The 18,861-nt window shown below is 72.2% G+C and carries 21 protein-coding genes; 10 read left to right on the top strand and 11 right to left on the bottom strand.

Going from position 1 to position 18,861, the window contains the following annotated elements:
* Nucleotides 1–51: 51 nt before the first annotated feature.
* Genes OCJ37_RS07215 through OCJ37_RS07205 form a run of 3 tightly spaced genes read right to left on the bottom strand, consistent with a single transcriptional unit; the run spans nt 52 to nt 1,384 of the window.
* The gene (locus OCJ37_RS07215) at nt 52–459 is read right to left on the bottom strand and encodes a VOC family protein (RefSeq protein WP_263112991.1); all 408 of its coding nucleotides are present in this window, start codon (nt 457–459) and stop codon (nt 52–54) included.
* Nucleotides 460–502: 43 nt separating this feature from the next.
* Nucleotides 503–925 (bottom strand): VOC family protein, encoded by a 423-nt coding sequence (locus tag OCJ37_RS07210; RefSeq protein WP_263112990.1) that lies wholly within the window; start codon nt 923–925, stop codon nt 503–505.
* A 39-nt stretch (nt 926–964) separates the two neighbouring features.
* On the bottom strand, nt 965–1,384 hold the full coding sequence (locus OCJ37_RS07205; RefSeq protein WP_263112989.1) for a YciI family protein: 420 nt from the start codon (nt 1,382–1,384) through the stop codon (nt 965–967).
* A 187-nt stretch (nt 1,385–1,571) separates the two neighbouring features.
* On the opposite strand from OCJ37_RS07205, the gene OCJ37_RS07200 reads away from it, so the two are divergent.
* The 3 genes from OCJ37_RS07200 (at nt 1,572) to OCJ37_RS07190 (ending at nt 4,281) form a co-directional block, all read left to right on the top strand.
* Complete coding sequence (locus tag OCJ37_RS07200; RefSeq protein ID WP_263112988.1) at nt 1,572–1,973, top strand: YciI family protein; 402 nt, start codon at nt 1,572–1,574, stop codon at nt 1,971–1,973.
* Nucleotides 1,974–2,288: 315 nt separating this feature from the next.
* Nucleotides 2,289–3,119, top strand: coding sequence for a DUF72 domain-containing protein (locus tag OCJ37_RS07195; protein WP_263112987.1), 831 nt, complete (start codon nt 2,289–2,291; stop codon nt 3,117–3,119).
* 214 nt (nt 3,120–3,333) lie between these two features.
* Nucleotides 3,334–4,281 carry a DMT family transporter gene (locus OCJ37_RS07190; protein WP_263112986.1) on the top strand — a complete coding sequence of 316 codons (948 nt, stop codon included), beginning with the start codon at nt 3,334–3,336 and terminating at the stop codon, nt 4,279–4,281.
* Between the two features lie 25 nt (nt 4,282–4,306).
* Here the strand turns inward: OCJ37_RS07190 and OCJ37_RS07185 are convergent, their stop codons facing one another.
* From OCJ37_RS07185 to OCJ37_RS07175, 3 genes are all read right to left on the bottom strand, one after another.
* Nucleotides 4,307–5,377, bottom strand: coding sequence for a GGDEF domain-containing protein (locus tag OCJ37_RS07185; protein WP_263112985.1), 1,071 nt, complete (start codon nt 5,375–5,377; stop codon nt 4,307–4,309).
* 90 nt (nt 5,378–5,467) lie between these two features.
* Entirely contained in the window at nt 5,468–6,187 is a 720-nt protein-coding gene (locus OCJ37_RS07180) for a pseudouridine synthase (RefSeq protein WP_263112984.1), read from the bottom strand.
* A 133-nt stretch (nt 6,188–6,320) separates the two neighbouring features.
* On the bottom strand, nt 6,321–8,324 hold the full coding sequence (locus tag OCJ37_RS07175) for a DEAD/DEAH box helicase (protein WP_263112983.1): 2,004 nt from the start codon (nt 8,322–8,324) through the stop codon (nt 6,321–6,323).
* A gap of 158 nt (nt 8,325–8,482) precedes the next feature.
* Between OCJ37_RS07175 and OCJ37_RS07170 the strand changes: the two genes are divergently transcribed.
* The 4 genes from OCJ37_RS07170 (at nt 8,483) to OCJ37_RS07155 (ending at nt 10,413) form a co-directional block, all read left to right on the top strand.
* Nucleotides 8,483–8,989: an RNA polymerase sigma factor gene (locus OCJ37_RS07170; protein ID WP_263112982.1), complete on the top strand. Its 507-nt coding sequence runs from the start codon at nt 8,483–8,485 to the stop codon at nt 8,987–8,989.
* A 26-nt stretch (nt 8,990–9,015) separates the two neighbouring features.
* Entirely contained in the window at nt 9,016–9,672 is a 657-nt protein-coding gene (locus OCJ37_RS07165; protein ID WP_263112981.1) for a serine/threonine protein kinase, read from the top strand.
* Nucleotides 9,673–9,791: 119 nt separating this feature from the next.
* On the top strand, nt 9,792–10,013 hold the full coding sequence (locus OCJ37_RS07160) for an RNA-binding S4 domain-containing protein (RefSeq protein ID WP_263112980.1): 222 nt from the start codon (nt 9,792–9,794) through the stop codon (nt 10,011–10,013).
* Nucleotides 10,014–10,074: 61 nt separating this feature from the next.
* A complete protein-coding gene (locus OCJ37_RS07155) occupies nt 10,075–10,413 on the top strand; it encodes a hypothetical protein (protein ID WP_263112979.1) in 339 nt (112 codons plus the stop codon).
* A 619-nt stretch (nt 10,414–11,032) separates the two neighbouring features.
* Here OCJ37_RS07155 and ubiM read toward each other — a convergent pair.
* The 5 genes from ubiM to OCJ37_RS07130 form a co-directional block, all read right to left on the bottom strand.
* On the bottom strand, nt 11,033–12,220 hold the full coding sequence (gene ubiM, locus OCJ37_RS07150) for a 5-demethoxyubiquinol-8 5-hydroxylase UbiM (protein WP_263112978.1): 1,188 nt from the start codon (nt 12,218–12,220) through the stop codon (nt 11,033–11,035).
* 160 nt (nt 12,221–12,380) lie between these two features.
* Nucleotides 12,381–12,770, bottom strand: a complete 390-nt coding sequence (locus OCJ37_RS07145) for an MAPEG family protein (RefSeq protein WP_263112977.1) — start codon at nt 12,768–12,770, stop codon at nt 12,381–12,383.
* Nucleotides 12,771–12,821: 51 nt separating this feature from the next.
* Nucleotides 12,822–13,388: a DUF4019 domain-containing protein gene (locus OCJ37_RS07140; protein ID WP_263112976.1), complete on the bottom strand. Its 567-nt coding sequence runs from the start codon at nt 13,386–13,388 to the stop codon at nt 12,822–12,824.
* Between the two features lie 81 nt (nt 13,389–13,469).
* Nucleotides 13,470–13,730 (bottom strand): hypothetical protein, encoded by a 261-nt coding sequence (locus OCJ37_RS07135; RefSeq protein WP_263112975.1) that lies wholly within the window; start codon nt 13,728–13,730, stop codon nt 13,470–13,472.
* 98 nt (nt 13,731–13,828) lie between these two features.
* Nucleotides 13,829–14,881 carry a COG3904 family protein gene (locus OCJ37_RS07130; protein ID WP_263113613.1) on the bottom strand — a complete coding sequence of 351 codons (1,053 nt, stop codon included), beginning with the start codon at nt 14,879–14,881 and terminating at the stop codon, nt 13,829–13,831.
* A 253-nt stretch (nt 14,882–15,134) separates the two neighbouring features.
* On the opposite strand from OCJ37_RS07130, the gene OCJ37_RS07125 reads away from it, so the two are divergent.
* The 3 genes from OCJ37_RS07125 to OCJ37_RS07115 all read left to right on the top strand — a co-directional run bounded on the left by OCJ37_RS07125 (nt 15,135) and on the right by OCJ37_RS07115 (nt 18,819).
* Nucleotides 15,135–16,598 (top strand): AlkA N-terminal domain-containing protein, encoded by a 1,464-nt coding sequence (locus tag OCJ37_RS07125; RefSeq protein ID WP_263113612.1) that lies wholly within the window; start codon nt 15,135–15,137, stop codon nt 16,596–16,598.
* The gene (locus OCJ37_RS07120) at nt 16,591–17,112 is read left to right on the top strand and encodes a methylated-DNA--[protein]-cysteine S-methyltransferase (protein WP_263112974.1); all 522 of its coding nucleotides are present in this window, start codon (nt 16,591–16,593) and stop codon (nt 17,110–17,112) included. The genes OCJ37_RS07125 and OCJ37_RS07120 overlap by 8 nt, the downstream gene beginning before the upstream one ends.
* 438 nt (nt 17,113–17,550) lie before the next feature.
* Complete coding sequence (locus OCJ37_RS07115) at nt 17,551–18,819, top strand: alkaline phosphatase family protein (protein ID WP_263112973.1); 1,269 nt, start codon at nt 17,551–17,553, stop codon at nt 18,817–18,819.
* The last annotated feature ends 42 nt before the right edge of the window (nt 18,820–18,861 follow it).

Genomic DNA, 18,861 nt, shown 5'->3' with positions numbered 1-18,861 from the left:
TCAGAGCACCGCGCGCGGCGCGGCACAAGCCGCGGCGAACGCCGTCACCGCTCAGCCCGGCTCGCCGCTCATGTGCGCGAGCTCCCACAGGTGGCCGTCGGGGTCCTCGAACCCGCGCTGGTACATGAAGCCGTAGTCGCGCGCCGGCTGCGGTTCGCGCGCGCCGGCGGCCAGCGCCTTGTCCAGCGTGGCGTCGACCGCCTCGCGGCTGGACGCCGACAAGGCGACGATGACTTCGGTGCCGACGCGCGCGTCGCTGATCGGCTTGTTGGTGAAGCCGGCGAAGAACGGCTCGGTCAGCAACATCACGAAGATGCTGTCGCTGACCACCATGCAGGCGGCCTTGTCGTCGCTGAAGGCCGGATTGAAGCTGTAGCCCAGTGCCGCGAAGAAGGCCCTGGAGGCCTCCAGGTCGCGCACCGGCAGGTTGACGAAGATCATCTGTGGCGAATCGGTCATGGCGTGTCTTCCTCGATCGAAGGGGTCAGGGATGGTGCGGCGATCACGGCTGTTTCATGCAGTTGACCATCCACGGCTTGCCGTAGCGGTCCACCAGCATGCCCCAGCGGTGCGCCCAGAACGTCTCGCCGATCGGCATGCGCACCTGGCCGCCGTCGCCGAGCGCGGCGAACACCCGTTCGGCCTCTTCCACCGTGTCCACCTCGACGTTGATGGTGGTGCTGCCAGCGCCAGGCGGCGACGGGCCGTCGGCGGCCATCAGCACCGCGCCGCCGGCTTCGAGCTGGCTGTGCGCGACCTGGTCGAGCGTGGCCGGCGGCATCTCGCCGCAGCCGTCCATGCCGTCGCCGGGCGGCATGTCGCGGTAGCGCATCTCGGACACGACGCTGCCGCCCAGGGCCTGGGCATAGAACGCCATCGCCTCGCGGGTGTTGCCGTCGAAGCTCAGGAACGGAATCAGTTTCATCGGTGTTCTCCTTGATAGGGATGTGCGTGCCGGCGCGGCTCAGTCGGCGCTGCCGATGCGCTCGCGCAGGCGTTGTTCCTGTTGCCGCAGCTCGGCGGTGAAGGTCGGCCCGAGATCTTCCATGTCCATGATCTGGCGCAGTTCGACCTCGAAGCCCACGTCGAACGGGGCGCGCTTGAGCCACTCGGTGGCCTCGTCCAGCGAGCGCACCTGCCACAGCCAGAACCCGGCCAGCAGTTCGCGCGTTTCGGCGAATGGGCCATCGATCACCTGCCGCCGGTCCTGCTCGAACCGCACGCGGCGCCCGCGCGAACTCGGATGCAGGCCCTCGGCGGCGAGCATGATCCCGGCCTCGATCAATTGCGCGTTGTAGGCGCCCATCGCGCGGAACTCCTCCTCGCTGGGCAGGCGCCCGCTTTCGGAATCGGCTGACGCCTTGACCAACACCATCACTTTCATCGGTTTGCTCCTGGGTGCGGCCCGCTGGCCGGGCCGTTCATGGAGTACGACGCCCCGAAGGGACGCGAATCGACATGCCGGCGAAAAAAAACTGCGCGAGCGGGCGGCGTCCGGATGCGGCGCTGCAACACGCCTGCGCGCCGAGCTGCGCGATCATGGGCGCCTCCCTGCCCGCCCGGTCGCTCCCATGCAATTCCTGTTGCTGATCTATATCGACGAATCGCTGCTGCAGGCGCTGCCCGGCGAGGAATACGATCGCCTGATGCACGACTGCCTGCAGCATGCCGATGCGCTGCAGGCCGAAGGCACCCTGGTGCTGGCGCAGCAACTGCAGCCGGTGGCCGCGGCCCGCACCCTGCGCACACGCCAGGGCCAGGCGCGCATCACCGACGGCCCGTTCGCCGAGACCCGCGAACTGCTCGCCGGCTTCAACCTGATCAACGCCCGCGACCACGACGAGGCGCTGCGCATCGCCGCGCATTTCCCCTGGTCGCGCTTCGGCAGCATCGAGGTGCGGCCGCTGGCCGACATGGACGCCGAGCGCGCGCGGGTCGGCGCCGCCCTGGCGGGCACGGCGGCGGCCGGGTAGACGACGGCGCAGCGGCAGGCGGCGGCACGCGGAGGCGGAAACCCCGCCCGCGGCGGCACCCACAGGCACCCGCCAGGCGCACATGCGTTGCGCGGGCGCGCACGATCCGCATGCGCCGGCAAGGTCATCCGCCCTGCGGCACGATCGCATCATGACGGCACACCGGGGGATGGACGCGCCGCCGCACGACGGCGGCAGCGCAGCAACCCGCGCGCGCCCACCGCATGGCGCGCATGCGAAAACCGGCACCCGCACACATTTTACCGACGTTGCGCTGCGCACAATCGCAGCCTGCCCGCTGCCGATCCTGCCGCCATGACCGATCTCTTCGACTCCGCTCCGGCCGCACCCGACGGCATCCGCGTCGGCATCGGCGGCTGGACCTATGCGCCATGGCGCGGCGGCATGTTCTATCCGCAGGGCCTGGTGCAGCGCCGCGAGCTGGAGTACGCCAGCCGCCACGTCAACAGCATCGAGATCAACGGCACCTACTACGGCGCGCAGAAGCCGGACACCTATGCGCGCTGGCGCGACGAGACGCCGCCCGGCTTCCTGTTCTCGGCCAAGGCGCCCAAGCGCATCACCGGCATGCGCCGGCTGGCCGGTGCCGGCGCGCAGGTCGAGGACTTCATCGGCGGCATCGTCACCCTCGGCGAAAAGCTCGGCCCGCTGGTGTGGCAGTTCGAACACGGCCGCACCCTCGACCTGGACGACCTGGCCGTGTTCCTGGACCTGCTGCCGCAGCAGGGCGGCGGCCGCCGGCTGCGGCACGTGCTGGAAGTGCGCGATCCGGCCAGCGTCGGGCCGCGCCTGCTGGACCTGGCCCGCACCCACGGCGTGGCCACGGTGTTCACCGATTCGCCCGACTACCCGTCCTTCGCCGATCTCGGCGCCGACTTCGTCTACGCGCGGCTGATGCGCAGCCGCGCCAACCTGGCGCATGGCTATCCGCCCAAGGAACTGCGCGCCTGGGCCGCGCACGTGCAGGCCTGGCGCCGCGGCGAGGACCCGGACACGCTGCCGCATGCCGGCACGCCCGCGGCCCCGGCCAAGCCGCGCGAGGTCTTCGTGTATTTCATCAGCGCCGCCAAGGAGCGCAACCCGGCCGCGGCGATGGCGCTGCTGGCCGAACTCGGCAAGCGCTGAGGCGCGACGCGCAGCCGGAGGGGGATTGGGCGAAGCGTCTTGCTCCCCAACATCGCGAGACGCTGCGCACCGACCTCTCACCCCAACCCTTCTCGCGACGGGAGAGGGGCCATGCACTGCGCGCCTTCGAAGGGCGGCCGGCGGCACGCACGCACGATGCCGCTTTCCCATTCCCAATTCCCCACTCCCAGCCTCGACGCGCGACAATACGCAGATGCCCCTGCATCCCACCACCAAGGCCCAGCTGCAAATCCATTTCTGCGTGCTGCTGTGGGGCATCACCGCGATCCTCGGCAAGCTGATCACGCTGCCGGCCTTGCCGCTGGTGTGGTGGCGGATGCTGATGGTGGTGGCGGCGCTGGCGCTGTTGCCGCGGGTGTGGCGCGGCCTGGCCGCGCTGACCCCGAAACTGGTGCTCGGCTACGCCGCGGTCGGCGCGCTGGTCGGCCTGCACTGGCTGACGTTCTATGGCGCGATCAAGCTGGCCAACGCCTCGGTGGCGGCGACCTGCATCGCGCTGGCGCCGGTGTTCACCGCGGTGATCGAGCCGTGGGTGGCCAAGCGTCCGTTCCGCCCCAGCGAGCTGGTGTTCGGCCTGGCGGTGCTGCCGGGCGTGGCGCTGGTGGTCGGCGGCGTCCCCCACGGGATGCGCGCCGGCGTGGCGATCGGTGCGGTGTCGGCGCTGTTCGTCGCCGCGTTCGGCTCGCTCAACAAGCGCCTGGTCGACCATGCCGACCCGCTGACCGTGACCGCGCTGGAACTGGGCGCCGGCACCCTGACCCTGACCCTGCTGGCGCCGCTGCTGCCGTTCGTGCTGCCGGCGCTGAGCGGTCCGCTGCTGGTGCTGCCCAGCCTGCACGACACCGCGCTGCTGCTGGCCCTGGCGCTGCTGTGCACGCTGCTGCCGTTCGCCCTGGCGCTGGTCGCGCTGCGCCGCCTCAGCGCCTATGCGGTACAGCTGGTGACCAACCTGGAGCCGGTCTACGCGATCGTGTTCGCGATCGTGCTGCTGGACGAGCAGAAACAGCTCACCGCGCTGTTCTACCTGGGCGTGGCGGTGATCCTGGGCGCGGTGTTCCTGCATCCGCTGCTGACCCGCGACAAGCCGCTGCGGCACCCGGAACTGCTGGCCACCTCCGAGGCGAAGAACGCGCTGGAGTGAACGCGCCGGCGCGGAGCGCGCGCGCTCACTCCGCCAGCGCGACGCAGTCGCGGCCGGCGCGCTTGGCCTGGTACAGCGCCAGGTCGGCGCGCTTGAGCAATTGCTCGGCGCTCTCGCCCGGCAGATGCGCGGCCACCCCGAAGCTGGCGGTCAGCGGCAGACCCAGCCGCAGCAGGCTGGTTTCCTGGCGCAAGGTCTCGCATTCGTGCATGGCCTGCTGCGCGTCCAGTCCCGGCATCAGCACCGCGAACTCCTCGCCGCCGTAGCGCGCCACCAGGCACCCCGGCGGCGCCTGCGCGCGCAACATGTCCGCCAGCGCCCGCAGCACCGCATCGCCCTTGTCGTGGCCGTGCAGGTCGTTGATGTTCTTGAAGTAGTCCAGGTCCAGCAAGGCCACGGCCAGCGGCGTGGGATCGAGCTGTGCCGCCTCCACGTTGACCAGCAGCGCGCTGGCGAACGCGCGGCGGTTGAACAGGCCGGTCAGCGGATCGGTGCGCGACTGTTCGAGCAGATCGGCGTTGAGCGATTCCAGCGACGCCTGGTACTGGGCCAGCTGCTGCTCGTACCAGTCGCGTTCGCGCAGCTGCTTTTCCAGGCGGCGGCTGACCGAATGCAGCTGCACCAGGTACGAGGCCTGCCGCGACAGCGCCATCAGCGCCCGCTGCTGCTCCTGGCTCAGGTGCGCGGGGTGGTCGCCGAACACGCACAGCGTGCCCAGCGCGAAGCCGTCCTGGCTGAGCAGCGGGGCGCCGGCGTAGAAGCGCACCGGCGGCGTGCCGATGCTCATCGGATTGTCGTGGAAACGCGGGTCCTGCAGCGTGTCCTCGACCAGCAGGATCCGGTCCGGATCGAGGATGGCGTGGGCGCAGAACGAGATCGCGCGCGGCGCTTCCCCGCGCGCCGCGCCGGTGGCCGCCTTGAACCACTGCCGCTGCGCGTCGATCAGGGTCAGCGCCGCCTGCGGCGTGGCGCAGATCGTGGCCGCGACCATGGTCAGGTCGTCGAACGCGGCCTCGGCCGGCGTGTCCAGGATCTGCAGCTGGCGCAGCGCGGCCAGGCGTTCGGCTTCGTTGGACGGCAATTGCGGTTTGATCACGTGCGAACGTTCCCTGCTTTCGACCGGAGTATGCCTATGCGGCCTGCCGAGCGGAACCGGCGCCGGCCGCGCATCGCTCCGAGCCCGGCGCTACCACTCGCTGCGCTGCGGCAGCAGGCCGCGCAGTTCCTGCTCGGTGAGGTTGCGCCACTGCCCCGGCTTGAGCGCGCCGAGCTTGATGTTGTCGATGCGCACCCGGCGCAGCTGGGTGACGCGGTAGTCGAATGCGGCCGCCATCAGCCGGATCTGCCGGTTCAGGCCCTGCTCGAGCACGATGCGGAAGCCGAACTTGGCGATCCGCGCGGTGCGGCACGGCAAGGTCGTCTCGTTGTGCACGCGCACGCCGCGCGCCATGCCGCGCAGGAACTCGTCGGTGACCGGCTTGTTCACCGCCACCAGGTATTCCTTCTGGTGGCGGTTCTCCGCGCGCAGGATCTCGTTGACGATGTCGCCGTTGCTGGTCAGCAGGATCAGCCCCTCGGACTCCTTGTCCAGGCGCCCGATCGGGAAGATGCGCTGCTCGTGGCCGACGAAATCGACGATGTTGCCCTTGACCTCGCGCTCGGTGGTGCAGGTCACCCCGACCGGCTTGTTCAGCGCGATGTAGACGTGGCGGCGGCCGGACTTCTGTTTGGCGCGGGCGCGCAGCGGCTGGCCGTCGACCTTGACCTCGTCGCCCTCGCCTACCACCGAACCGACCCCGCCGGGCATGCCGTTGACGGTGACCCGGCGCGCGGCGATCAGGCGGTCGGCCTCGCGGCGCGAGCAGTAGCCGGTTTCGGCGATGTGCTTGTTCAGGCGCGTGGACATGGGGCTGGGATTGGGGATTCGGGATTGGGGATTCGCAGCAGCGGGCTGCTGCCATCCGAGGCAGTGCGGGTGTCGGGGACAGGAACGCGGGAGCAGGGACGCATCCCTACTCCAAATCCCCGATCCCGGCCCCTCAACGCTTGGGCGGACCCTTGCGCGGCGGGCGCTCGCCGGCGCGGTCGGCGATGCGGGTGGCGGCGCCGGCCGGGCGCGGGCCGGCCGCGTTCGGGCGGCCGCCGGGCTTGCCGCCGGCACGCGCGAACTTCGGCTTGAACGGCGCGGCGCCGGCGTCGTCGCCGTCGAGCTTGCGCATCTGCAGTTGCTGGCCGGAGACCCAGACCTTCTTCAGGTGGGTCAGCAGTTCGCGCGGCATGTCCGCCGGCAGGTCCAGCACCGAGTAATCGTCGTGGATGTCGATGCGGCCGATGTACTTGCTCTCCAGGCCGGCCTCGTTGGCGATCGCGCCGACGATGTTGGCCGGCTTGACGCCGTGCTGGTGGCCGACCTCGATGCGGTAGGTCTCCATGCCCACTTCCGGCTCGCCGCGCGGCGCCTTGGGCGCCTTGTCGCGGCGCGGCGCCTCGAAGCTGCCGACGTCGCGCTGGTAGTCGAAGTCCGGACCCTGCGCGGCCGGCGCGGGGCGCGGCGCACGCGGCGCGCGCTCGGCGTCGTCGCGGCGCGGCGGGCGCGCCTCGCGGTCGAACTTCGGCTCGAACTTCGGGCGCTCGGTGCGCTCGCCGCGGTCGGCGCGCTCGCGGCGCTCGAAACCGGGACGCTCGAAGCGCTCGCCCTGCGGCGCGCGCGGCCGCTCCGGCGCCAGCAGCAGCGGCGTGTCGCCCTGCAGCAGACGCGCCAGCGCCGCGGCCACCTCGACCATCGGCACGTTCTTCTCGGTCTCGAAGCGCTGCAGCAGATCGCGGTAGGTGTCGATGCCGCCGGCGGCGATGGTCTCGCTGATCTTTTCCATGAAGCGCGTCACGCGCTGGTCGTTGACCGCGTCCACGCTCGGCAGCTGCATCTCTTCGATCGGCTGCCGGGTGGCGCGCTCGATCGCGCGCAGCATGCCCTTCTCGCGCGGGCTGACGAACAGGATCGCCTCGCCGCTGCGGCCGGCGCGGCCGGTGCGGCCGATGCGGTGCACGTAGCTTTCGGTGTCGTACGGGATGTCGTAGTTCAGCACGTGGCTGATCCGCTCCACGTCCAGGCCGCGCGCGGCCACGTCGGTGGCGACCAGGATGTCGAGCTTGCCGTCCTTGAGCTGCTGGATCACCCGCTCGCGCTGCGACTGCTGGATGTCGCCGTTGATCGCCGCGGCGGCCAGGCCGCGCGCCTGCAGCTTCTGCGCCAGCTCGTCGGTGCCGGCCTTGGTGCGCGCGAACACGATCATCGCGTCGAACGGCTCCACTTCCAGGATCCGGGTCAGCGCGTCGAGCTTGTGCAGGCCGCTGACCGCCCAGTAGCGCTGGCGGATGTTGGCCGAAGTGGTGGTCTTGGAGGCGATGATCACCTCGGCCGGATCGTTCAGATAGGTCTGCGCGATGCGCTTGATCGCGGTCGGCATGGTCGCCGAGAACAGCGCCACCTGGCGCGAGGCCGGCAGCTTCTTCAGCACCGCCTCGACGTCGTCGATGAAGCCCATGCGCAGCATCTCGTCGGCCTCGTCGAGCACCAGCGTCTTCAGCTCGGACAGGTCCAGGGTGCCACGCTCGAGATGGTCGATGACCCGCCCGGGGGTGCCCACCACCACGTGCACGCCGCGCTTGAGCGCCGACAGCTGCTGCACGTAGGGCTGGCCGCCGTACACCGGCAGCACCTGGAAGCCGGGGATCGCCGCGGCATAGCGGTGGAACGCCTCGGCGACCTGGATCGCCAGCTCGCGGGTCGGCGCCAGCACCAGCGCCTGCGGCTTGCGCTGGTTGAAATCCAGCCGCGACAGGATCGGCAGCGCGAACGCGGCGGTCTTGCCGGTGCCGGTCTGGGCCTGGCCGAGCAGGTCGCGGCCGGTCAGCAGCGCCGGGATGGTGGCGGCCTGGATCGGCGACGGCGACTCGTAGCCGACGTCGGCGACGGCCTTCATCACAGCAGGCGAGAGGCCGAGATCTGCGAACAGCAGCGGCGCGGGGGTATCTTGGGACATGGGAGACTCCGGGGGCGCCGCAGAGAACCGGCAGGCGCAAAGAAGCACATTGTGCGCCTTGCCGGGCCGCATGTCGAAATTGGGTGAACGACGCCGTTCAGGCGTGAGAAATCCCGCCGTGCCGCGAACCACCTTGCAGACCCTTCGCGACCCGCCCCATGCCCGACGCTCCCGCCCCCGCCGTACCGCTTCCGGCCGACTTCGCCGCGCTGTTCCAGGCGCACCGCGGCATCGCGGCGAAGGTGGCCGGCAGCTATTGCCGGCACCCGGACGACCGCGCCGACCTGATCCAGGAGATCGCCGCGCAGGCCTGGCACGCATTCCCGCGCTACGACCGGCAACGGCCGTTCTCCACCTGGCTGTACCGGATCGCGCTGAACGTGGCGATCGGCGAACTGCGCGGGCGCAGCCGCGCGCATCGGCAGACCCTGCCGCTGCAGGACCTGGACATCGCCGACCCGCACGCCGCCGACCCGGAGCGCGAACGCCAGGTGCAGGCGCTGTACCGCTTCATCGCGCAGTTGCCGCCGCTGGAGCGGGCGCTGGCGCTGCTGTACCTGGACGAACGCCCGCAGCGCGAGATCGCCGAGATCCTGGGCATCGGCGAAAGCAACGTCTCCACCAGGATCGGCCGCCTCAAGCAACGCCTCCGCGACGAACTCTGACCCCACGCACACAGGACGCCACCGCAATGCATCCCGACGAACTGAAACACGCCTGGCAGGCGCTGGACCGGCGCCTGCAACGCCACGACCGCCTGCACGTGCAACTGCTGCTCCAGCACACCCTGCAGCGCGTGCGCAGCGGCCTGCGGCCGCTGTTGTGGGGCCAGTTCCTGCAACTGCCGTTCGGCCTGGCGTGCATCGCCCTGGCCGGCCTGCTGTGGAGCCGCGGCGCGCTGCCCGCGCACGTGATCGCCGCCGGCGTGGCGGTCCATGCCTATGGCGTGGCCACCGTGGCCATGGCCGGCATCGTGCTGGGCCGGCTGCTGCGCATGGACTACAGCGCGCCGGTGCTGGAACTGCAGCGCCAGATCGCGCGCACCCGCCGCTGGTACGTCGCCAGCGGCGTGATCTGCGGGCTGTCGTGGTGGCTGCTGTGGGTGCCGGTGCTGATGGTGCTCGGCGCGCTGGCCGGCATCGACCTGCTGGCCAGGGCCGCGGCGGTGGTGTGGATCGGGCTCGGCGTGGGCGTGGCCGGCCTTGCGCTCAGCGTGTGGCTGTATCGCTGGTCGCGCCACCCCGGCCGCCCGCGGCTGCGGCGGATCGTCGACGACGGCCTGGGCGGCGCCAGCCTGCGCAAGGCCAGCCGCCTGCTCGACGAAGTGGAGCGCTTCGGCCACGACTGAGCGCGGCGGACGCTGCGATGCGCTGCGCGCCAGGCCGCCCCGCGCGCCCGCGGCGCGAAGTCCGAGCGTTTCGCCCGCGAATGACCGACAATGGGCGCCGATTTCCGAGCAGCCCCCCCATGCAGACCATCGATCTCCAGTTAGAAAGCGACTACGTCGAACTCAAGCATCTGTTGAAACTGACCGGCGTGTGCGACAGCGGCGGCGCGGCCAAGACCGTGATCAGCGACGGCCAGGTCCGCGTCGACGGCGAAGTCGAACTGCGCAAGGCGTGCAAGATCCGCGCGGGCCAGGTGGTCGCGCTGAACGACGTGCAGATCCGGGTGATCGGCAAGGCATGAGCGCGGGCGGCGGCGCGGGCGGCGCGGCGCGTTCCCGGCTGCTGCGCATGGCCGCCACGCCATGCTGATCGACATCGGCGCGCGCAACATCGCGCCGTCGGCGGACGATCCGCTGCACGACGTGTACGGGTTTTCGGTCGATCCCGAGGCGGCGCGGCCGTTCTGGCTGTCGCAATCCATCCGCGGCGGCCATGCCGAAGGCGGCGGCGCCATCGCCCTGGGCCTGGACGAACTGGACGGCTGGCGCGGCGACTGGCGCCTGCACCTGCGCCGCGCCGGCTGCGACTGGGCGATCGCGCCGATCGAAGCGGCGCAGCGCTCGGGCGACGTGCAAGGTGCCCTCGCCCAGCTCGTCGCCGGAGCCGCCGAACGCCGTTCCGCTGCCGCACCGATGCGCTAACGGGGCCTTCTTCTCCATTCGGCGGTTGCATTTTTGTAGGAGCGACTTCAGTCGCGACGGCTTTACCGGTAAAGCCCGTCGCGACTGAAGCCGCTCCTACATGACTTCGGCAAGCGATCAGGACGGCCTGCATCCGCACGCCTGCCCATGGACCCCCGACTCCCGCTGCCGGCGATCGCAGTCGCCCTATCGTGGCTGGCGCGCAACCGCGCTGCTCGGCGCCCGCCCGGCTGTTCGCCGCTGTAGGAGCGGCTTCAGCCGCGACAGACACTTTCGGCAAGGCCTGTCGCGGCTGAAGCCGCTCCTACATGACTTCGGCAAGCGATCAGGACGGCCAGTATCCGCACGCCTGCCCATGGACCCCCGACTCCCGCCGCCGGCGATCGCAGTCGCCCTATCGTGGCCGGCGCGCAACCGCGCTGGTCGGCGCCCGCCCGACCGTTCGCCGCTGTAGGAGCGGCTTCAGCCGCGACAGACACTTTCGGCAAGGCCTGTCGCGGCTGAAGCCGCTCCTACAGTGCACAGCCGGGAGAAATACGCCTGCGGCGCTGGCACGACTCCGCTCCGACCGTGTCCCGCCGGGCAACGAGCTCCCTCCCGGCTCCCGCGCGCTCGGCCCTCAGCGCACGCCAAGCGCACCGCGCTGGGTCAGGTGCGCGGCGATCGCGCGCTTGAACGGCGCCACCCGGTCGGCCACGCGCAGCGCCGCGTTGCGCAGCGCGCGGGCCGGCAGGCGGTCGTCGGTGTACAGCGCGGCGATCGCGTTGGTCGCCTCGTACAGCGGGCGCGTGGCCAGGCGGTGGCCGCGCTCGTAACCGGCCAGCAGGGCCGGTGCGGCGATGTCGCGGCCCTGCGCCACCGCCGCGTGCAGCGCGCGCGCCAGCCGCGCCTGGCCGTGCAGGCCGAAGTTGAAGCCGTGCGCGGTCACCGGGTGCATGCCCACCGCCGCGTCGCCGATCAGCGCGTAGCGCTTGCCGACGAAGCGCTGCGCGTACACCGCGACCAGCGGATAGGCCTGCGGCCGCACCAGCGGCGTCATCGCGCCGAGCCGGTGCTCGAAGCGGGCGCCGATCTCCGCGCCCAGCGCGGTCGCGTCCATGTCCAGCAGCGCCTGCGCGCGCTCCGGCGCCAGGGTCAGCACCGCCGAGGCCTGGTTGCCGTGCAGCGGCAGCAGCGCCAGGGTCTGGCCGTAGCCGAACCACTCCCAGGCGGTGTGGTGGTGCGGGCGTTCGTGGCGCACCCGGCACACCAGCATGCTGCGGCCGAAGTCGCGCATCTGCGCGCCGATGCCGAGCATGCGCCGGGTCGGCGAGAAGCGGCTGTCGGCCGCCACCACCAGCCGCGCGCTCAAGGCCCGGCCATCGGACAGGCGCAGCTGCGCCTGGGTGTCGTCGCACTGCAGCGCCTGCACCGAGACGCCATCGAGCAGGGCCAGGCCCGGCTGCGCCTGCACCGCGGCGAACGCGGCGCGGCGGATCAGGTGGTTCGGCACCAGCCAGCCCAGGTCGCCGTGGCGGTCCTGGCTCGCGGCGAAGGTCAGCGCGAACGGCGAGGAGCCGTTCATCACCCGCGCATCGCGCAGCGGCGAGATCGCGTCCGGATCGATCCGCGACCACAGGTCCAGTTGCTCCAGCAGCGTGCGCGAGGCGTGGGTCAGCGCGATCTCGCGGCCGTCGAAGGCGGCCTCGGCCAGCGCCGCGCGCGGCTGCGGTTCGATCAGCGCCAGCGACAGCCCGCTGCCGGCCAGCGCGCGGGCGAAACACAGGCCGGCCGGGCCGGCACCGACGATGGCGATATCCACATGCATTGCTGCGCTTCCCGTATCGGACGCGGCCAGCATAAACCCGCCACGCCGCGCGGCATTGATCTGGATCAGCGCTGCGGCAAACGGTCGCAGCGCGGCGCTGCGCGCACCCGTTGCCGCGCTGCCGTGCAGCCCGGCAGCGCGCACCGCGACCCGCGCCGCCTCAGAGCAGTGCCCACACCAGCTGCAGGATCGCCCACAGCGACACCACCCACACCAGGCTGCGCACGTACGGCACGCCCGCCGCATACAACGGCACGTAGGCGACCCGCGCCCAGAAATACGCCTGCGCCGCCAGTGCGGTGCTGGCGTTGCTTCGGTCCATCGCCACCACCGCCAGTGCCGCGGCGGCGAAGAACGGAAAGGTCTCCAGGAAGTTGCGCGCCGCGCGGTCCAGGCGCCCGGCCACGCCCGCGGGCGGCGGCTGCGGCGCGTCGCGCGCACTGGCGTTCCACTTCATGCCGCGCTGCGCGGTGACGAACGCGGCGGCCAGCAGCACCTGCACGATGCCGAGCAGGATCGCCCAGGCCAGCATGCGGATTTCGATACTCATGGAGACCTCGGGCGGTTGCGAAAGATGCGGAACGGCGGGCGCGGCGCGGGGTCAGTTCGGCGGGCCGACGTGGTAGCCGACCAGGCGCCAGGTCTTGTCCTCGTCCAGGCGCAGCGAGACCAGTTCGCGCACCGGCTGCGGCGCGTTGGCGAAGCGGCTGGGGAAGCTGACGTTGACGTAGACCCCCGGCGGCACCTGCGAGCCTGCCGCGTACTGCACCCGCGCCACGCTGGCCACGCCGCGGCCGAGCAGCGCGCCGAGCCGGGCGCGGGCGGCCTCGACCTGGCGCACGAAAACCTCGCGCGTGACCGCTTTCTTCGCCACCGCCGAGGCGCCGTCCCACAGCTCGCCGCTGCGCCCGGCGTCGACCAGCTGCGCGGCACGCAGCCCGGCCTGCGCCATCTGCGCGTCCTGCTTGGACAGCGGCCCTGGCGCGGCGGGCGCGGCAGACCTGGACGCGGCCGGCTTCTGCGCAGCGGGTTGCGGCGCGGCGGGTACCGGCGCAGCGGGCTGGTTGGCGGGCTGGGCGGCGACAGACTGGGGAGGAGAAGACTGCGCCGCGACGGCGAACGCGACGACATACAACAACGGCGCCAGCAGGCGGATCGACGGTGACATCGGCGTGGGCATCTCAGGCGGCGCGGCAACGGCGGGGGCCGCAGTCTACGCCGGCGGCGCGCGCCCGCGCGGCGGCGGCGCTCACGGCTCCTCGCCTGGCGCGGCCGCGCTCACCGGCACCGCGTAGCGCTGCCGGTGCCAGGCGCGCCAGCTCGCCCACAGCGCCCAGCCGGTGCCGCCCAGCACGCCGGCCAGGCTCAGCAGCGAGGCGGTCCGCGCCAGGGTGCGCGCGTGCGCGCCGGTGGCGAAGTACAGCAGCAGTTCGGCGACCAGGAAGCCGCTCAACGCCAGCAAGGCCGGGGGCAGGTACAGCCGCACCATCAGCTTGGTTCCGACCGCCATCTGCACGCTCCCGAAGTGGATGGCGCGGACGCTAGCGCCGCCGCGGTGCCGGGGGCGTGAACGCCGCATCGCGCCCCCGCGAGTGCGGGATGCGGGGTTCAGGCCCCGGGCGAGGCCAGCGGCAGCGTGGCCACGTCGATCTCCGACAGCGGGCTCTCCGCCGGGCAGGCCTGGTCGGGGAAACCGAAACGCTGCTTCAACGCCTGGCCGCAGGCGGTCAGCGTCTCCAGGTCCACGCCCTTGGCCTTGCATTCGTGGTCGAACGCGATCAGGAACGCGTCCTTGCGCCGCAGGAAATCGTCGCCGCACTTGCGCAGCTGCTTGATCCGCTCCAGGTCGTCCTGCACCGCGTTGGTCCCGTCCAGCCCGTACTGCTTGAGCTCGTCGTTGCTGAGCAGGCGCAGGCTGCGATTGGGCACGGTCATCATCAGGTCGGCCACCGCCACCGCCACGCCGTTGCGCTCCAGGTAGTCCTTGACGTTGCCGTAGACCTCCTGCAGTTCGCGGTTGAGTTCGGCGCGCGAGGTCGCGGTGGAGCTGATCCGCATCATGCGATGGATGCCGACCTTGCCGGAGATCAGCCGGTTGTCGCCGGCGGCGAGCACGAACACGCAGGCGCTGTGGCAGATCGAGCCTTCGCGGACCCAGATGGTCCAGCCGGACTCGCCGATCGTATCGCCGGCGCGGATCGCCGCCTCGACCTGGCCGCCGCTGGAATCCAGGTCCAGCACGCGCTTACCGATGCCCGCCTGCGCGGCGACCTCGGCCAGGCGCCGCACCATCGCGGCGAAGCCGGCGTTGATCTTGCCTTCGTAGCGCACCCGCAGCAGGCCGCGCTCGCGGCACGGCGCCAGCGCCGCCTCGATGGTGGGCCGGTCCAGCCCGGCCAGCGGCGCGCCGTCGCCGGCCTCGGCCGCGTAGTCGGTGTCGCAGCTGACGAAGGCCTCGCCGTTCTCCAGCGCCGCCGCGTCCCAGGCGTCGCTATCGGGCTTGGCGTCGGATCTGGCGGCGTCGGGCTTGCGTGCGGCGGCCGGCGGCGCCGGTGCGGGCGCCGGTGGCGGGGCGCCGACCGACACCATGTGCTCGCCGTCGCCGGGCGGGCTGTCGGCCACGGTCCTGCCGGCGGACGGCGTGCCCTGCTGGCACGACAACAGGCCAGCGCAGCACAGCGACAACCACCAGGTTTTGGACGGGAAAGGCAAGCTGAGGAGTCCGCGGCGGAGAGACGGCGCACCCGGGAGCGCGCGTTCCTAGTCTAGTGCCGATGCGCAGCGGCTTCCCAACTGCGCCTAAACCGCCGTGCCTGCCCGGGCCGCGCCGCCGCCGCGGGCCTCGCGCATCCATGTCCGAAAACGGCGAGTCCGCCGCGCCGGCGCGGACTAGACTGGCGCCATGTCCCAGCCCATGCTCGCCGACCACGCCCTCTACGACCGCGCCCGCCTGGCCCGCGACGCGCGCTTCGACGGCGTGTTCTTCACCGCGGTGCGCAGCACCGGCATCTATTGCCGGCCGGTGTGCCCGGCGCCGGCGCCCAAGCGCAGCAACGTCAGCTACTACCCCAGCGCCGCCGCCGCAGCGGCCGCCGGCTACCGTCCGTGCCTGCGCTGCCGGCCGGAGCTGTCGCCGGAAGCGCAGCAGCACCTGGGCGAGGAATCGGTGCGGCGCGCATTGGCGCTGATCGCCGAGGGCGCGCTGCAGGACGCCGGGGTCGACCGTCTGGCCGGCGACGTCGGGCTCAGCGCGCGCCAGCTGCAGCGCGTGTTCGTGGCCCAGCTCGGCGCCACCCCGGCCGCGGTGCACGCGACGCGGCGCCTGCTGCTGGCCAAGCAGTTGCTGACCGAGACCGCGCTGCCGATCACCCAGGTCGCGCTGGCGGCCGGCTTCAACAGCCTGCGCCGCTTCAACGCCGCGTTCCTGGAGGGCTGCGGCATGCCGCCGTCGGCGATCCGCAAGCAGCGCGCCGAGGTTCCCGGCGGCGACCTGGTGCTGCGCCTGGGCTACCGCCCGCCGCTGGACTTCCCGGCCATGCTCGGCTTCCTGCGCAAGCGCGCGATCCCGGGCATCGAGCGCATCGGCGAAGCCAGCTACGAGCGCGTGCTCGGCCCGCTCGAGGCCTCGACCCGGATCCGCGTCGAGGCCGATCCGCAGCGCCACGAACTGCGCCTGCGCATCGCCGCGGCCGATCCGCGCGCGATCCCGGACATCGTGCGCCGGGTGCGCCGGATCTTCGATCTGGACGCCGACCTGCGCGCGGTGCACGCCACGCTGGCCACCGAGCCGCTGCTGGCGCGCGCGATCGCGCGGCGCCCCGGGCTGCGCGTGCCCGGTGGCTGGGACGGGTTCGAAGTGGCGGTGCGCGCGGTGCTCGGCCAGCAGGTCAGCGTGGCCGGCGCGGCGACCCTGGCCGCGCGGCTGGTCGATCGCCATGGCGGCCATCGCCCCGGCCAGCCGCCGGGCCTGGACCGCGCGTTCCCGGCGCCGCAGGACCTGCTGGACGCCCCGCTGGAAGCGCTCGGCCTGCCGCGCTCGCGCGCCGCCACGCTCCGCGCGCTGGCCGCGTCGGTGGTGGCCGGACGCCTGCATTTCCGTGCCGGCCAGCGCCTGTCCGATTTCGTCGAACGCGCCACCGCCCTGCCCGGCATCGGCGCCTGGACCGCGCAGTACATCGCCCTGCGCGCGCTCGGCCAGCCCGATGCGTTCCCCGCCGGCGACCTGGTCCTGCAACGCATGCTCGGCGCCGACGGCGCGCGCCTGAGCGAACGCGCCACCGATGCCCGCGCGCAGGCCTGGCGGCCATGGCGCGCCTACGCCGTGCTGCACCTGTGGCACCTGGCCGGCGATCCACCCGAGGAGACTTCCCATGACTGAACGCCTGTACTACGACGCCTTCGCCACCCCGATCGGCGAACTGACCGTGGCCGTCGGCGCCGACGGCGTGCGCCACATCCTGTTCCCGGAGAACCGCTACGACGCGCGCGGCCGCGCCGACTGGATCCGCGACGCGGCGCCGGTGCGCGAGGCGCGCGAGCAGTTGCTGGCGTATTTCGCCGGCGAGCGCGACCGCTTCGACCTGCCGCTGGCGCCGCGCGGGACCGCGTTCCAGTGCATGGTATGGGAGGCGCTGGCGGAGATTCCGTTCGGCGCGACCTGGAGCTACGCGCAGCTGGCGCGGCATATCGCGCAGCCGCGCGCGGTGCGCGCCGTCGGCGCCGCCAACGGCCGCAATCCGCTGCCGATCGTGCTGCCCTGCCATCGCGTGATCGGCGCCAACGGCGCGTTGACCGGCTTCGGCGGCGGCCTGCCGACCAAGGCCGCGTTGCTGGCGCTGGAACGGCGTGGAGCGACCGCGGCGGACGGCGCGACGGCATCGCTGTTCGGCTGAGCTGCAGTGCGGTCGAGCCCCGAAGAGGCGTACGACGGCACCGGCAGTGCCTGGCCGCCGCTCCCTTTTCCCCGCGCGGGAAGATGCCCCCGAAGGGGCGGATGAGGGTACGGGCGAAGCCCAGAAGTTCCGGAGCGCGCCAGGCTATCCGCGCCGACGTACCCCCCCAACCCCTCTCCCGGTGTGAGAGGGGCTGCCGCGGTTGGCTGCTGCGCGGGCGTGCGCTTTCCGAGTCGCTTCCACGCACGGCATGCGCCGCTGGCAGCGTACGCCGTGCAGGTCGCAGCGCGCGTTCCCGCATTGCAGCGGGCGCAATGCCGGCGACGGCATGCGCCGCCAGCCGCGCTTCGCAACCTTTGCCGCAATGCATCCGCAATCGTGCGTGCCCGGCACGGCGATGTCTTCGCCGCGTCACCGCGCGCGCCTTATCATGCGCCGATGACTTCCATCGCCCTACGACTGGCAGGCGCCTGCGCGGCGCTGCTGCTCGGCGCTTGCGCCTCCGCCCCCTCGTCTCCCGACACAACGACCATCGCGCCGCACGCCGCGCCCAGCGCGGCGCAGCGGCCCTTGCTGCTGCTGATCTCGATCGACGGCCTGCGCGCGGACATGCTCGATCGCGGCATCACGCCGAACCTGAGCCGCCTGGCCCGCGAGGGCGTGCGCGCGCAGTGGATGTCGCCGTCGTATCCGTCGCTGACCTTCCCCAACCACTACACCCTCGTCACCGGGCTGCGTCCGGACCACCACGGCATCGTCCACAACAGCATGAGCGACCCGCTGCTGGGCACGTTCCGGGTCAGCGATCGCGACGCGGTCGGCGATGGCCGCTGGTGGGGCGGCGAGCCGATCTGGGTCGGCGCCGAGAAGGCCGGCCGGCCCGCGGCGAGCTGGGCCTGGCCGGGCAGCGAGGCGGCGATCCAGGGCGTGCGTCCGAGCCGCCGCCAGGCCTTCGACGAACACGTCGCGCCGAGCGCGCGGGTCGACCAGGCGCTGGGCTGGCTCGACGACCGCAGCGCGCCGCGCCCGCAGCTGCTGACCCTGTATTTCGAGCAGGTCGACGGCGCCGGCCACGACTTCGGCCCGCAATCCGCGCAATACGCGCAGGCGATCGAGCAGGTCGACGCCGCGATCGGGCACCTGCTCGACGGCCTGGCGCAACGCGGGCTGCTGGATCGCACCAACCTGGTGGTGGTGTCCGACCACGGCATGGCCACCGTACCGGCGCAGCAGGTGGTCATCATCGAGGACATGGTGTCGATGCAGGAGGCCGAGGTGGTCAGCTACGGCCAGTCGGTCGGCATCGCGCCGCGGCCTGGGCAGGAGGCCAGGGTCGAGGCCAAACTGCTCGGCGCGCACCCGCAGTACGACTGCTGGCGCAAGGCCGAACTGCCGGCGCGCTGGCACTACGGCAGCCATCCGCGCATCCCGCCGATCGTGTGCCAGATGCACGAGGGCTGGGATGCGCTGCCGGCCGAGCGCGCCGCGGAGAAGCCCGGCACCGGCCTGCGCGGCTCGCACGGCTACGATCCGGCGCTGCCGTCGATGCGCGCGGTGTTCGTCGCGCGCGGTCCGGCGTTCCGCCAGGGCGCCACGCTGGCGCCGTTCGACAACGTCGACGTGTATCCGCTGCTGACCAGGCTGCTCGGCATTCCCGCCGCGCCCAACGACGGCGACCCGCAGGCGCTGCTGCCGGCGTTGCGCTGAGCGCGGCGCGGGGGTGACGCGGCGTGCCTGAAATCAGGGCAG

Source organism: Xanthomonas sp. AM6, from assembly GCF_025665335.1.
Taxonomy (GTDB): domain Bacteria; phylum Pseudomonadota; class Gammaproteobacteria; order Xanthomonadales; family Xanthomonadaceae; genus Xanthomonas_A.
Note: the sequence above shows the minus strand (reverse complement) of the source record. Positions and strands in the feature narration are given on the sequence as shown.

Excerpts from the sequence above, each read along its gene's own strand:
- OCJ37_RS07215 (WP_263112991.1), bottom strand. The coding sequence starts at position 459 with ATGACCGATTCGCCACAGATGATCTTCGTCAACCTGCCGGTGCGCGAC.
- OCJ37_RS07210 (WP_263112990.1), bottom strand. The coding sequence starts at position 925 with ATGAAACTGATTCCGTTCCTGAGCTTCGACGGCAACACCCGCGAGGCG.
- OCJ37_RS07205 (WP_263112989.1), bottom strand. The coding sequence starts at position 1,384 with ATGAAAGTGATGGTGTTGGTCAAGGCGTCAGCCGATTCCGAAAGCGGG.
- OCJ37_RS07200 (WP_263112988.1), top strand. The coding sequence starts at position 1,572 with ATGCAATTCCTGTTGCTGATCTATATCGACGAATCGCTGCTGCAGGCG.
- OCJ37_RS07195 (WP_263112987.1), top strand. The coding sequence starts at position 2,289 with ATGACCGATCTCTTCGACTCCGCTCCGGCCGCACCCGACGGCATCCGC.
- OCJ37_RS07190 (WP_263112986.1), top strand. The coding sequence starts at position 3,334 with ATGCCCCTGCATCCCACCACCAAGGCCCAGCTGCAAATCCATTTCTGC.
- OCJ37_RS07180 (WP_263112984.1), bottom strand. The coding sequence starts at position 6,187 with ATGTCCACGCGCCTGAACAAGCACATCGCCGAAACCGGCTACTGCTCG.
- OCJ37_RS07175 (WP_263112983.1), bottom strand. The coding sequence starts at position 8,324 with ATGTCCCAAGATACCCCCGCGCCGCTGCTGTTCGCAGATCTCGGCCTC.
- OCJ37_RS07170 (WP_263112982.1), top strand. The coding sequence starts at position 8,483 with ATGCCCGACGCTCCCGCCCCCGCCGTACCGCTTCCGGCCGACTTCGCC.
- OCJ37_RS07165 (WP_263112981.1), top strand. The coding sequence starts at position 9,016 with ATGCATCCCGACGAACTGAAACACGCCTGGCAGGCGCTGGACCGGCGC.
- OCJ37_RS07160 (WP_263112980.1), top strand. The coding sequence starts at position 9,792 with ATGCAGACCATCGATCTCCAGTTAGAAAGCGACTACGTCGAACTCAAG.
- OCJ37_RS07155 (WP_263112979.1), top strand. The coding sequence starts at position 10,075 with ATGCTGATCGACATCGGCGCGCGCAACATCGCGCCGTCGGCGGACGAT.
- ubiM (WP_263112978.1), bottom strand. The coding sequence starts at position 12,220 with ATGCATGTGGATATCGCCATCGTCGGTGCCGGCCCGGCCGGCCTGTGT.
- OCJ37_RS07145 (WP_263112977.1), bottom strand. The coding sequence starts at position 12,770 with ATGAGTATCGAAATCCGCATGCTGGCCTGGGCGATCCTGCTCGGCATC.
- OCJ37_RS07140 (WP_263112976.1), bottom strand. The coding sequence starts at position 13,388 with ATGTCACCGTCGATCCGCCTGCTGGCGCCGTTGTTGTATGTCGTCGCG.
- OCJ37_RS07135 (WP_263112975.1), bottom strand. The coding sequence starts at position 13,730 with ATGGCGGTCGGAACCAAGCTGATGGTGCGGCTGTACCTGCCCCCGGCC.
- OCJ37_RS07125 (WP_263113612.1), top strand. The coding sequence starts at position 15,135 with ATGCTCGCCGACCACGCCCTCTACGACCGCGCCCGCCTGGCCCGCGAC.
- OCJ37_RS07120 (WP_263112974.1), top strand. The coding sequence starts at position 16,591 with ATGACTGAACGCCTGTACTACGACGCCTTCGCCACCCCGATCGGCGAA.
- OCJ37_RS07115 (WP_263112973.1), top strand. The coding sequence starts at position 17,551 with ATGACTTCCATCGCCCTACGACTGGCAGGCGCCTGCGCGGCGCTGCTG.